Origin of the sequence: Kocuria sp. LHG3120, from assembly GCF_049897445.1 — a bacterium.
GTDB classification, from domain to species: domain Bacteria; phylum Actinomycetota; class Actinomycetes; order Actinomycetales; family Micrococcaceae; genus Kocuria; species Kocuria rosea.
Map to the genome: position 1 here is coordinate 594,719 of NZ_JAFCWG010000002.1, position 12,567 is coordinate 607,285.

Annotated in this window: 10 protein-coding genes; 8 read left to right on the plus strand and 2 right to left on the minus strand. The window is 66.5% G+C overall.

Annotation, left to right across the window (positions count from 1 at the left end):
* The first annotated feature begins 53 nt into the window (after nucleotides 1-53).
* The 4 genes from ACP7CD_RS06750 (at nucleotide 54) to ACP7CD_RS06765 (ending at nucleotide 5,792) form a co-directional block, all read left to right on the plus strand.
* Nucleotides 54-686: a dihydrofolate reductase family protein gene (locus ACP7CD_RS06750; protein ID WP_426119566.1), complete on the plus strand. Its 633-nt coding sequence runs from the start codon at nucleotides 54-56 to the stop codon at nucleotides 684-686.
* 140 nt (nucleotides 687-826) lie between these two features.
* A complete protein-coding gene (locus ACP7CD_RS06755) occupies nucleotides 827-1,249 on the plus strand; it encodes a hypothetical protein (RefSeq protein WP_336649797.1) in 423 nt (140 codons plus the stop codon).
* Between the two features lie 54 nt (nucleotides 1,250-1,303).
* Nucleotides 1,304-2,029, plus strand: a complete 726-nt coding sequence (locus ACP7CD_RS06760; RefSeq protein WP_426119568.1) for a TIGR02206 family membrane protein — start codon at nucleotides 1,304-1,306, stop codon at nucleotides 2,027-2,029.
* 715 nt (nucleotides 2,030-2,744) lie between these two features.
* On the plus strand, nucleotides 2,745-5,792 hold the full coding sequence (locus ACP7CD_RS06765) for an AAA family ATPase (protein WP_426119643.1): 3,048 nt from the start codon (nucleotides 2,745-2,747) through the stop codon (nucleotides 5,790-5,792).
* A 28-nt stretch (nucleotides 5,793-5,820) separates the two neighbouring features.
* Here the strand turns inward: ACP7CD_RS06765 and ACP7CD_RS06770 are convergent, their stop codons facing one another.
* Entirely contained in the window at nucleotides 5,821-5,949 is a 129-nt protein-coding gene (locus tag ACP7CD_RS06770; protein ID WP_426119570.1) for a hypothetical protein, read from the minus strand.
* Between the two features lie 400 nt (nucleotides 5,950-6,349).
* Nucleotides 6,350-7,411, minus strand: coding sequence for a LacI family DNA-binding transcriptional regulator (locus tag ACP7CD_RS06775; RefSeq protein WP_426119572.1), 1,062 nt, complete (start codon nucleotides 7,409-7,411; stop codon nucleotides 6,350-6,352).
* Nucleotides 7,412-7,758: 347 nt separating this feature from the next.
* Between ACP7CD_RS06775 and ACP7CD_RS06780 the strand changes: the two genes are divergently transcribed.
* From ACP7CD_RS06780 to ACP7CD_RS06795, 4 genes are all read left to right on the plus strand, one after another.
* Nucleotides 7,759-8,967, plus strand: a complete 1,209-nt coding sequence (locus ACP7CD_RS06780; protein ID WP_426119574.1) for an ABC transporter substrate-binding protein — start codon at nucleotides 7,759-7,761, stop codon at nucleotides 8,965-8,967.
* Nucleotides 8,968-9,005: 38 nt separating this feature from the next.
* A complete protein-coding gene (locus ACP7CD_RS06785) occupies nucleotides 9,006-9,920 on the plus strand; it encodes a carbohydrate ABC transporter permease (protein WP_426119576.1) in 915 nt (304 codons plus the stop codon).
* Between the two features lie 2 nt (nucleotides 9,921-9,922).
* Nucleotides 9,923-10,747 (plus strand): carbohydrate ABC transporter permease, encoded by an 825-nt coding sequence (locus ACP7CD_RS06790; RefSeq protein ID WP_426119578.1) that lies wholly within the window; start codon nucleotides 9,923-9,925, stop codon nucleotides 10,745-10,747.
* A 68-nt stretch (nucleotides 10,748-10,815) separates the two neighbouring features.
* Entirely contained in the window at nucleotides 10,816-12,486 is a 1,671-nt protein-coding gene (locus tag ACP7CD_RS06795; RefSeq protein ID WP_426119580.1) for a glycoside hydrolase family 13 protein, read from the plus strand.
* The last annotated feature ends 81 nt before the right edge of the window (nucleotides 12,487-12,567 follow it).

Here is a 12,567-nt window from a genome sequence, read left to right on the forward strand (position 1 = left end):
GGCGAAAAACTGGGCACCACGGATGTCGTCGGAGCACACCGGAGGACCACGTCATGGGCATCATCCAGGTCGACCTCTTCCTCACCCTCGACGGCGTCTACCAGGCCCCGGGCGGGCCCGACGAGGACCGTGCGGGCGGCTTCGATCTCGGCGGCTGGCAGGGGGCGTACTTCGACGACGAATCGGGCGCGACGATCGGCGCCGGGATCGAGCGCATCGACGCACTGCTGCTCGGTCGCCGGACCTACGACATCTTCGCCGGCTACTGGCCGGACCACAGCGACGCCGACCCGATCGCCGCGACGTTCAACACGGTGCCGAAGTTCGTCGTGTCCCGCACGCTGACCGACCCGTCGTGGGAGGGAACCACGGTGCTGACGGAGGTCGCCGCCGAGGTGCGCGCCCTCAATGACCGGTTCGACGAGATCCACGTCATCGGCAGCGGCGACCTCGTGCGGACCCTGCTGAGGGAAGACCTCGTCGACCGGCTGAACCTGCTCCTCTATCCGCTGGTGCTGGGCTCGGGCAAGCGCGTCTTCGGCGACGGCACCGTCCCGGCCGCCTTCACCCTGGCGCAGCCGCCGCGGGCGTTCCCGAAGGGAGCGGTCTCGCTCGTCTACGAGCGGGCCGGCGATCCGGTCACCGGCGTGGACGTCTCCCAGCCGGCGCAGGAAACGACTCCGTGACGCCCTGATCTCCGCATCCCTCTCACCGGCGACCCGGCCTCCGGGTGACCGGTGCCGCCGCCGCGTCGATCACGTGGAGGAAGACATCCAGAGGGATCCGCTATAATGCGGCCGTCCGAACCCGCGAAGAAGGGCCTGGGATGGACGAGCTGGAGGCACCGCGGTACCGGGTGCCGTTGCGGCTGCAGGGTGTGGAAGGCAGGATGGCCACCTTCGTGGTGCCGTCGGAGTTCGCAGTGCACATTGCCTCGGCCACGCCGGCGAAGAACGCCTGGACCCGCGATTTCAACACGGGTCTCGTCGGAGGGGTCCGCATCGATCGATCCACCACGCCGCCGACGGTTGTCAGCTATCTCACCCGGCCCTTGAAGCAGCTCGACGTTGCCGGCGAAGGATGGGTGGCGCTGCTCCGGCGTGACACGCGGCCCCGGGCCAAGAGGCCCTACCAGTTGGTCTCCGTGACCCGCAGCATCGGTCAGGGCAAGGCCAAGAGCTCGGACGGCGGTCCGGCGCCGGTTCCGGTCCACATCGCCCCGCCCATGGCCCTGGACGACCGGATCTGATGTCCTGGCCTCACGGGCGCACCACCCAGGAGACCCGGTGGAGGGGGGACGGCGATGCCGAACGAGGAGGTCTTCGTACCCTACGGCCCCACTCACTGGGTTGCTCTGGGCGTCTGCGTCCTCGGGGCTGTGCTCGTGGTGATGCTGGGTCGCCGCCTTCGGGGCTCCCCGGCCGAGGTGGGTTTTTCTCGGGCTTTCGCCGCGGTGCTGACCACGTACGCGGTGACGATGCTCGTCTACCGGTCGGTGCCGGACCATTTCGACGTCCACATCTCCCTGCCGGTCCATCTTTCGGACCTCGCGTGGATGGTCGCTGTCATCGCCCTGTGGACACGGGCCCGCTGGGCGACGGCGCTCACCTACTACTGGGGACTGACTCTCAACCCGCAGGCCATCCTCACCCCGGCACTCGACTCGCCGGACTTCCCCCACATCGACTTCATCGACCTCTGGGTCCAGCACATCCTGGTCCTCTGGGCCACCCTGTACCTGATCTGGGGACGTGGCGGCCGCGTCGACTGGGGCAGCTACCGCCTGGCCATGGTCGTCACCGTCACGTGGGCCATGGCTGCCTTCGGACTCAACAACTGGCTGGGGACCAACTACGGCTTCCTCAACGGCAAGCCGGACAACCCCTCGATCCTCGATCTGTTCGGGCCCTGGCCGTGGTACCTGCTGGTGGAGTTCCTCATCATCGCCGTGGCCTGGGCGCTCATCACCTGGCCGTGGACGAGCCGGCGACAGAGCACAGCCGAGCCCCGGGTCGGTGCGGAAGGCTGAGGCAACACGGCACCACGGCATCGAGTCATGCCTGTCGACGACGGCGGTCCGCATGGCTCAGGCCGGGATGTACATTGCCAAGGCACTTGGTCCTCGGGACCAATCCCCACATCACGGAATGGCGTGGAGTGATACATCGGCGGGCACTTCGCCGGTGACAAATTACATGGTCCTTTTTCACCAATCCGCGGGCAGGCGGTCCAGTGACTCTCACTGAAGTCGCATGAAATAGAAAGCATTCGCCGTGCTGGTGAAGTAGGGGAAATGGATTGCGGCTGAGTTTCTTCCATCGAGAGCGAGCATTTGCTGTTGCGCTGTCCGTCCCTCCATTACGTAGGGGCGATCGGTACGCGCCTAGTTGATCGCCTTACTTAGTTGCTGAGACCCCGCCGACTCGACGTTTCACTCTAGTATCAGATCGACGGCTCCTAGAGAAATGCGTTCTGATCTGATTTCTGCTTCTTGACATGGGCGGCCAGCGACTACACAGACGCACCCAGGATTCAAGATCCCGGCTGCCCCCGCTCCACATACAAAGCACACCAGTGTCACGAGATCGCAAGTGGAAGCCTATTTCTCGTGAGCCCCAATTCGCGTAGCTGACTCGGAGACATATCATGAAAGAGCATCTACCTACTAGGTAAGTGTCTGATCTTTGACTGTTGACGAAACACGACTTGTCCTTACTCATGAGTTTCAGGCTGCACTGTCTCAGTTGGAACGAGGAGATTACCTCTTCCTGACCGGTAAGGCTGGAGCGGGTAAGTCCACGCTAGTGCGGCAGTTTCTAGCCGCCACTAATCGCAACGTGGTCGTGGCGGCCCCAACGGGGATCGCGGCTCTCAATGTCGAGGGCTACACCATCCATCGCTTGTTCTCTTTCGGCCAGGGCACCACGGCGGAGTACGTCCGCAGCAGTGGCTACTACCCTGGCCGGTTCGCGAAGACCCTGAAGAAACTCGACACTTTGATCATCGATGAGGCCTCGATGATCCGGGCTGATCTGTTCGACTGCCTGGCCATCGCCCTGGAGCGATTTGGCCCACGCCCGGGGAAACGGTTCGGCGGAGTCCAATTGGTGCTGGTCGGTGACCTCTACCAACTCCCGCCTGTGGTCACCGACGGTGAGCGGGAGCATTTCAGCACTCGATACGAATCCCCGTACTTCTTCTCGGCCGATCACTACGACTCCCAGGCCTTCCCGACGGTGGAGCTGACCAGCGTCTTCCGCCAGGTCGGTGACACCCGGCTGGTGGAGATCCTCAACGCCGTACGTGAAGGCGCGCTGCTGGAGGACGACCGGGCCGATCTCAACAGCCGCACCGCCCCCTCTTTTCGCCCACCACTGCATGAGTTCTGGTTGACGTTGACGACCACCAACCGGATGGCCACCGCCCGCAATCGCGAGATGCTCGAGCAGATCGATGAGCCCGCCACCCACCACCCGGGCCAAATGGTGGGACCGCTAGACGGGTTCGATCCGCCAGCCGAGAAAGAACTCGTGTTCAAGACCGGGGCCCAGATCATGATGCTCACCAACGACCCTCAGGACCGGTGGGTCAACGGGACCCTCGCCCGAATTGCGGGTCATCGGATCGAGGGCGGCGAGCAGCGCGTCACGGTCGAATTCCCCCGCGGCGAAACGGTCGAGATCGGCCCGCACACCTGGGAGGTCACCCGCCCCGTCGTCAAGGCCGGTGCGCTACGGCACGAGGTGATCGGGACCTACACCCAGTTGCCGTTCCGACTGGCCTGGGCCATCACCATCCATAAGAGCCAGGGGCAGACCCTGGATCGCGTGGTGGTCGACCTGTCCGGGGGCACCTTCGCCGACGGCCAGCTCTATGTGGCTTTGAGCCGGTGCACCTCCCTGAACGGGCTGGTGCTGCGCTGCGATGTGGCGCCCAAGGACCTGAAGGTCAACCAGCGAATCCGCCGGTTCCTGCGCTCCAAGGGTGCCGAAACCACCTCGCTCGGCACCGCTTACCTGGGTCTGTGCACCGTCGGAGATGAGGGCGATCGGTGGCGGCCGCGCCCTGCCGAGATCGCCCTGGTCACCGACGACGGACTGGAACTCACCACGCGGGTCAACCCCACCCGCGACATCGGCGAGGCTTGGGGGCAGTACGGCATCAGCGCCGGTGACGTGCAGCTGGCCCCGTTGCTCATCGAGGCCTGGGCTGCCCTGACACCCCACCTGAGCGGGCGGACCCCGGTGGGCGTCAACATCGACCGTGACCTCGGGTACCTCGACTTCGAACTCAAACGCAACGGCTATGTCGCGCAGATGCCAGTTGGCACAGACATCGATGAAGACCAGATCGGGGCCCGTGACAGGAAACGACTCGAGGCACCCACCGCCTTGGAACGCGCCCACGCACTTCGGAACATCGCCGCGAAACTCACTCCCAACGATGCCTTCGCCGATGTCTTCCCCGACCCCACCGGCCACACCGGCTACCTGATGCCCCGCCCCAACGGCCGCACAACCTTTCTCGTCGGCGGCCAGATCCCACCGTCTTCAACCCCGCGCAAGGTGCTGGCTCCGAAACTACAGGCGGCTTCACGCCGTGCACGGCTGGACCCACAGGCCCAAGACGTCGCTCAAGCGGTATCAGCAATCACTGGGACACCAGTCCTCGACGACACCTACACCGAGGACGGCCGACACGACATCGAGCAAGTCATGGTGGCCGGAGCCCGCATCTGCTTCACCGGCTCCGCCAGGGACGACCGAGGACGCAATCTGTCGCGGGAGGACCTGAAAGAGTTGGCGACCCGCCGCGGACTCCAGCCGGTTGACACCGTCACCAAGACCAAGTGCGAGGTCCTCATCTCAGCTGAGGCAGGATCCCAGTCAGGCAAAGCCCAGAAGGCTGCCCAGTGCGGCAAGCCAGTCTTCACTGCCGAAGAGATTCTGGCCTGGGCCATTGGAAAGAAGCCAAACACTTCGCCGGAGGCCGGAATGCGGCCTCTTCCGGAAGTAGAGATAACCCATGTCCCTCGGAATCCTGCCGCGTCAACTCCGGCAACGCCCACTCCTCAACCGAAGCGGCGTGCGAGGGCACGGACCACGGCGCCAGCCATAAGAACCACATCCGGGCCCGCCAAGACTCCCAGCAATCCGGAGACACCGAAGGTTCCTCCGATGCCAGAGAAGCCAACCTTCCAGCCAGTCAATCCCCCGCAAGCAGAGCCGGCCAGGAAAATGAAGACCGCGCCAGCACCAGCCTCTCTGCCCGAGGCCGCGAAGGCGCAGCAGCCACCTGCTCACCAGAAACGAGGCCTACCACCAGTAACAGCACCACTCCAGGCACCGGAGACGACCCCCGAGCCACGGCAGTGGCCTCCGCCATCTCGGCGTGGGACACCCGTCGGAGATCCCAGTTCCGCGAATAAGCCGGAGCCGACCTTTCCGACGCCGCTCCCGCCAACCCAACACGCCTCCGGTGAAGGAGGTCCGAGGTCAGCCCATCCGCAGATGGGCGCACACCATCAGCCGTACCCGCTGGTAGATAACCTGCCTGCTCAGGCGCCAACTCCGATAAAGGCTTCGAAGGGCCAGCGGAAGTGCCACCTCACCATGGGCGCAATCTTCCTCTTCCTGACCGTAGGCATGTTTATCCTCGCAGTGATCGGCGCAATCATCCTTCCGGCCTCAGAATTCTGGATCGCACCGGTCGCCCTTGCCTGGCTGGACGCTCTCATCCAGAGCCCGGTATGGATCATATGGAGCATCAAACGGAGCCGACGGAACCGGTAGGCACGGATGTTGATAAGGCGGGAGTTGACTACGTCGTCGGAGCCACTGACGCCGTCCACCTCTCCAGCATGGCCTCGACCACCCGCACATCGCCGCGGAAGAGCTCCACGTCGGTGTCGGCCAGGACGGCGAAGATCTGGCCGGGTACAGCGTCCATCCGAATCTCACGCCACCGTGGAATCGTGCATCTGATGCACGAGGATTGCGCTGACCAGCGCCGCGGCAAGCCCCGCTGAGCGATCCGACGTCCGGCACAGTCCGGCGGACCGCGCTGCGCCGCGGAACCGCAGCGAAGTCGGTCCGACGGGAGTTCCAAATAGATGCGAGGACTCCCGTGGGTTCAACGCCGCTAACCGGACCATATGAAAAGCGGTGGGCACTCGTGGGTCCCGTAGGTGTGGTTCGGCTCGGCCGTGGCCCTCAGGTTTTGGGCCTCAGTGTTTCCGGTCGGTGCTGATGGCCAAGGTCACGGCGGTGGCCGATCCTTGCCGCTGGTCTATTGACGATGTAGGTCCCTGAAGCACCTCGAGGAGGTCATAGTGCCCCTCGAGCACCGGCTAGTGCGATGTGGCCTCCGGTGCGGGGTGCGCATGACTGGGCTGCTGCTCGCGGGCGGTGGCGGTGGTGCTGCGCACGACGACGCGGGTGGGTAGTTTCTGCGCCAGGTTTGGTTTCTCCCCGCGCAGCAGGGCCAACAGCAGGTGCGCGGCCTGCAGGCCTTGGTCCCGGACGGGTTGGCGGACGGTGGTGAGGTCTACTAACTCTGCCAGGGGGTGGTCGTCGATGCCGATGACGGAGATGTCCTCGGGCACGCGCAGTCCGGCGCGCCGGATGGTGCGCATCGCCCCCAGGGCCATCTCGTCGGAGTGGGCCAGCACGGCGGTGGGAAGTTCACGGACGCTGAGCAGATTTTCCATGGCCTCAGCGGCCTGGACCCCGCCCCAGGTGGTGGCGACGACCAGCTCCTCGTCGACGGGGACATCGGCGCGGTCCATGGCTTCGTAGAAACCGCGGGTGCGTCCGCGGTGGACGGGCTGGTCGGCACGGTCGGGGTCGACGGCGGTGATCATGGCGATCCGCCGGTGGCCCAGGCGCAGCAGGTGCTCGGTGGCCTGGCGCACCGCGGCGGCGTCGTCGATGGAGACGTAGGGGTAGGTGGCGTCTTGTCCGCCGGCGGCGACGATCGTGACGCCCATCAGTTCCAGGCGGCGGCGTTCGTGGTCAGTGACCGGGACGGCGACCACCACGACGGCGTCGACCTTCCGGCGGGCGGGGAGGTGTTCGAAGAATGCGTGGCGGCCTTCGGGGTCACCGACGTGGTAGAGCAGCACGTCGTGGCCGGCCTCACGCAGGACCTCCTCGAGACCGCCGACCATCTCCCCGAAGTACCAGCGGTCCAGGTGGGGCACGACCAGGGCGACGCTGCGGGTGGCACCGGTGGCCAGACGGGAGGCTTCCGGGGAGGCGACGTACTCCAGACGACGAGCGACCTCAGCAACACGCTCCCTGGTGGCCGCGGCAACACCGTAGGCGCTGTTGAGCGCCCGTGAGGCGGTGGCCAGGGAGACGCCGGCCTCGCGGGCCACATCAGCCAGGCCGACGGTTTTCGAGGAGTTCATGTTCTCAGTGTAGATGTCTCGGAAGCGCTCTCTACTCTCCCCCTCAAAATGGCCTCTAGCACAGCCACCGACGGGTCCATCCTTCAGAACTGCCCAGCACGAGAGGGTTGACACCCTGCGGCTATGACCTGGATCATATTCGGAAGCGCTTCCGAAAAGGGAGCGACACCCCTTCCGGAGGAGGAAGTTCCATGACCGATCGTCTGGTCACCCAGGATTCTGCCCGCACAACCGGCACGAGGCTGCGCGTGCTGGGAGCAGGCGCCTGCGCGCTGTTCGCCCTGGCCGCTTGCGCGCCTCCCGGTGGAGGTTCGGCCCCGGCCGCTTCCGAGGCAGCACCCACGGATGTGTCCACCGAGCTGGGCGAGGAGCTGGTCGAGCTGACCCTCTACGACGGGGCCGGGCTCAAGGCCAAGGACGAGGCACTGATCGCCGCGTTCGAGGAGAAGTACCCGAACGTGACCATCACCGGTCGCTATGACCCCGATGACGTGCAAGCACAGAATTCTCCGCGCGTGCTGGCCTCGGATGACCCCCCGGACATCGCCCGGGTGATCGCCCTGTCCGATGTGGCCGGCGACGGGCTGCTGACCAACCTCGACGCCTACGCCGACGCCTACAACTGGGACGAACTCCCCGAGGGTCAGCTGGCCCAGTACCGGGTGAACGAGGACGGGGTGCGCGGTGAGGGCTCCCAGTACACGCTGGCCGACGGCTTCACCGTCACCGGCTTCTACTACAACAAGGAGCTCGCCCAGCAGCTGGGCATGACCACCCCACCGCAGACCATGGACGAGCTTCAGGACCTGCTGGCCCAGGCCGAGGAGGCCGGGATGGTGCCGATCATGGCTGGTAACCAGACCGGTGGGATCGTGTTCACCACCCAGATGATGCTCAACAACGCCCTAGGGGCCGAAGCGGTCAACGAGTGGGTCTTCCACGCCCCCGAGGCCACGATCGACACCCCCGAAGCTGCTGAGGCCGTGGGCACGGTCCAGGACTGGGCCGAGGCCGGGTACTACCCGGAAGACACCAACGGCACCGATGCCACCACGGCGCTGGGGCGCTTCGCCAACGATGAGGCCCTGTTCTTCTTCTCCGGCAACTGGGATGCGGCGGCGTTGGATGAGCAGATGGGTGACAACGTCGGGTTCTTCCTCCCGCCGGCCCCCGAAGGCAGCGAGCAGGCGACGATGTCGGATCCGGCCTCGAACTTCGCCATCCCGGCCGGTGCTGATGAGAAGGACGCCGCTGCTGCGTTCTTGAACTTCCTGCGTTCTGAGGAGGCCCGTCAGGTCGTCGCCGATGCCGGTTTCGCTCCCTCCGGCGAAGGGGAAATCCCGACCACGGAGGAGGGCTCGGTCAACGCCCAGATCCAGGAGGCCTTCGCGCAGCTGGTGGAGGCCGACGGGCAGGTGCAGTTCGTGCAGAACGCCACCAACGGGCTGACCACCACCTGGAACTCCGAGGTCCAGCGCCTGGTCGACGGGGCCACGAGCCCGGAGGACCTGCTGGCCGCGGTCCAGCGCCAGTACGAAAGTGAGCTGGGCCGATGAGTTCCCTCGACGGATCGTCAGGTCCGCTGCAGGGCCCTGTGACCACCGCCGCGGGTGCCGCTGCCACGGCCACTCCGACCGCCGCCCGGCGGCGTAGGCGCAACTGGGGCGGCTGGCTGTTCGCCGCACCGGCAGCACTCATGTACGCGATCTTCGTGCTGCGGCCCCTGGCCGCCTCGATCCAGTACTCCTTCTACGACTGGGACGGCATCACCGTGGCCACCTTCGTGGGCCTGGAGAACTACGTGCAGGTCTTCACCGACCCGCAGCTGCTGTCCTCGATCTGGCACGCGTTCTTCCTGATCCTCTTCTTCACCGTCATCCCGGTCACGGTGGCGCTGCTGGTGGCCGGGCTGATCCGGGAGCTGCGCAGCAAGGGCCTGGGCAAGCTGGCCCAGACCCTGCTGTTCATCCCCTACGTCATCCCCGCCGCCGCCGCGGCGATCGCCTGGAGCTGGATGTACGCCACCACCGGTGCCGTGAACCAGCTGCTGTCGTTCATCGGCCTGGAGTCCGTGACCCGCGCCTGGTTCGGGGACTTCACCTGGGCGCTGCCGGCGGTGGGACTGATCGGGACCTGGATCAACCTCGGATTCTGCACCATCCTGCTCATGTCCGGCATCGGCAAGATCGACACCTCCCTCTACGAGGCCGCCAAGCTCGACGGCGCCGGGTTCCTCCAGACCTTCCGGGCGATCACCCTGCCCGGGCTGCGCCAGGAGATCGGGGTGTGCGTGACCATCACCATCATCGCCGCCCTGGCCAGCTTCGACATCGTCTTCATGGCCACCCAGGGCGGGCCCGGCTACTCCACCATGGTGCCCGGCGTACAGGTGTACCAGCTCGGTTTCACCGAGTCCCGCATCGGCCTGGCCTCCGCCCTGGCCCTGGTACTCAGTGTCCTGGTGCTGGCCGTCATCCTGCCCCTCCAACGACTCTTCCGGGAGAAGTGAGCATGCGTACCCCCAAGAGCACCCAGATCCCCGGAGTGGCCCTGCTGCTGCTGGCCATGGCCTTCTCGATCTTCCCGCTGCTGAGCATGCTCTCCACCGCCCTGCAGCCCCAGGGAACCGTACCGTCAGGACTGAGCTGGCCCAGCGACCCGCAGTGGCACAATTTCGTCGACGCCTGGAACGTCGCCGACATCACCACCCTGGCCGGCTCCAGCTTCCTGCTCGTGCTCGGCGTGGTGCCCCTCGGGGTGCTGCTGGCCACCATGGCCGGCTACGCCCTCGGCCAGCTGCGCATCCCCGGCGGGTCGATCTTCTTCGTCCTGCTGCTGCTGGGACTGACCCTGCCCTTCGAGGTCACCATCGTCCCGCTGTACTACCAGATCCAGGAAATGGGCCTGCTCAACACCCGGCTGGGGCTGATCCTGCCGCTGATCGGGTTGAACCTGCCCTTCGCCGTGTTCTGGATGCGCGCCCACTTCCTCAACGCCCCCGCAGAGCTCTCCGAGGCCTCGAGCATGGACGGGGCCAGCGCCTGGCAGTCCTTCCGCGCCATCCACCTGCCCCTGGCCCTGCCCGCGATCGCGTCCCTGGCGCTGCTGATGTTCATCTCCACCTGGAACCAGTTCCTGCTGGCCATCGTGCTGATGGATGACCCGGAGAAGCGGACCATGGCCGGTGCCCTGCAGAACTTCGTCGGCCAGTACTCCACCGACGTGGTCCTGCTCAACGCCGGATCCCTGCTGATCATGGCCCCGATGATCCTGGTGTTCCTCTTCTTCCAGCGCCACATCGTCAAGGCCATGCTCGCCGGCTCCGTCAAGGGCTGAGCCGACGACCACCGCAGCCACCTGCGCCCGCAACTTTCCACTGCTGATCTTCCACGGACGGAGTCCTCATGTCCTCTTCCCCCGCCTCGCCCCCGGCCGCCACCGACCCGGACTGGTGGCGCACCGCGGTCGTCTACCAGGTCTACCCCCGGTCCTTCGCCGACTCCAACGGCGACGGCGTCGGGGACCTGGGCGGGCTGCTCTCCCGGCTGCCCTACCTCGCCGAGCTGGGGGTGGATGCGATCTGGCTCAGCCCCTTCTACCCCTCCCCGCTGGCCGACGGCGGCTACGACATCAGCGACTACCGCGACGTCGACCCGCGCCTGGGCACCCTGGAGGACTTCGACCGGGTCGTGGCCGGCGCCCACGGGCTGGGGATCAAGATCATCGTCGACATCGTCCCCAACCACACCTCCGACCAGCACCCCTGGTTCCAACAGGCCCTCGCCTCCCCGAAGGGCTCCCCGGCCCGGGACCGCTACATCTTCCGCGACGGCACCGGCGACGACGGGGCCACCCCACCGGCGAACTGGGTCTCCCACTTCGGCGGGCCGGCCTGGGAACGGATCACCGAAACCGATGGCACACCGGGGCAGTGGTACTGCCACCTGTTCGCCAAGGAGCAGCCCGACCTGAACTGGGACCACCCCGAGGTGCGCCAGTACTTCAAGGACACCCTGCGGTTCTGGGCCGACCGCGGCGTGGACGGCTTCCGCATCGACGTGGCCCACTCCTTGGCCAAGGACCTCTCCCACCCGCTGCGCGACCAGCCCACGCTGGACCGGATGCTCCCGATGGACGGCACCGACCCGCTCTACGACCGGGAGGAGGTGCACACGATCTATCAGGAGTGGCGTCAGGTCTTCAACGAGTACGACCCCCCGCGGATGGCGGTCGCCGAGACGTGGCACCCGGTCAACGAGCGGACTTACCTCTATGCCCGTCCGACCGAGCTCGGGCAGGTCTTCGACTTCTCCCTACTGAAGTCCCACTGGGACCGGGACCAGTTCGTTGACGTGATCGACCAGGCCATGGCCGGCCACACCGGCGCCGGCGGCGGCCTCACCTGGGTGCTGTCCAACCACGACGTCCCCCGCCACGCCTCCCGCCTGGCGCTGCCGCACGACGCGGACCTCGACGAATGGCTGCTGGCCGACGGGCGCCACCCGGTGCTCGACCCGCGGCGGGGCCTGGACCGGGCACGCGCGGCGACCCTGATGATGCTGGCCCTGCCCGGCTCCCCCTACCTGTACCAGGGCGAAGAGCTCGGCCTGCCCGAGGTCCCCGACATCCCCCACGAGGCCCTGCAGGACCCCGTCTGGGAACGCACCGGCCACACGCTCAAGGGACGCGACGGCGCCCGCGTCCCCCTGCCCTGGACCCGCACCGGCACGTCCTTCGGTTTCGGCGACGACGGTGCCTGGCTTCCCCAGCCCGGATACTTCGGGGAACTGTCGGTCGAGGCCCAGGACGGGGTGGACGGCTCGACCCTCGAGCTGTACCGGGCGGCCCTGCGCATTCGCCGGACCCACCCCGGCCTGCGCGGCACCGACTTCACCTGGACAGACGCCCCGGCCCAGTGCCTGGCCTACGACCGGGGCCCCGGTTTCCGGTGTCTGGTCAATCTCTCCGACGAGTGCGTCCCGCTACCCGATGACGCCGAGGTGCTACTGGTCAGCACCCCGATCGCCGAAGGACAGTTGCCTCCCAACCACACTGCCTGGCTGGCAATCCCCTGACCTCTCCCGGCACCGCCCGGAACCGACCCACGCCACTGCTCCGGCGGGAACGACCGCGGGAACCTGAAAGGAATCACCCAC

Bases quoted from the DNA above. Each gene is read 5' to 3' on its own strand.
- ACP7CD_RS06750 (WP_426119566.1), top strand. From the start codon at position 54: ATGGGCATCATCCAGGTCGACCTCTTCCTCACCCTCGACGGCGTCTAC.
- ACP7CD_RS06755 (WP_336649797.1), top strand. From the start codon at position 827: ATGGACGAGCTGGAGGCACCGCGGTACCGGGTGCCGTTGCGGCTGCAG.
- ACP7CD_RS06760 (WP_426119568.1), top strand. From the start codon at position 1,304: ATGCCGAACGAGGAGGTCTTCGTACCCTACGGCCCCACTCACTGGGTT.
- ACP7CD_RS06770 (WP_426119570.1), bottom strand. From the start codon at position 5,949: ATGGACGCTGTACCCGGCCAGATCTTCGCCGTCCTGGCCGACACCGAC.
- ACP7CD_RS06775 (WP_426119572.1), bottom strand. From the start codon at position 7,411: ATGAACTCCTCGAAAACCGTCGGCCTGGCTGATGTGGCCCGCGAGGCC.
- ACP7CD_RS06790 (WP_426119578.1), top strand. From the start codon at position 9,923: ATGCGTACCCCCAAGAGCACCCAGATCCCCGGAGTGGCCCTGCTGCTG.
- ACP7CD_RS06795 (WP_426119580.1), top strand. From the start codon at position 10,816: ATGTCCTCTTCCCCCGCCTCGCCCCCGGCCGCCACCGACCCGGACTGG.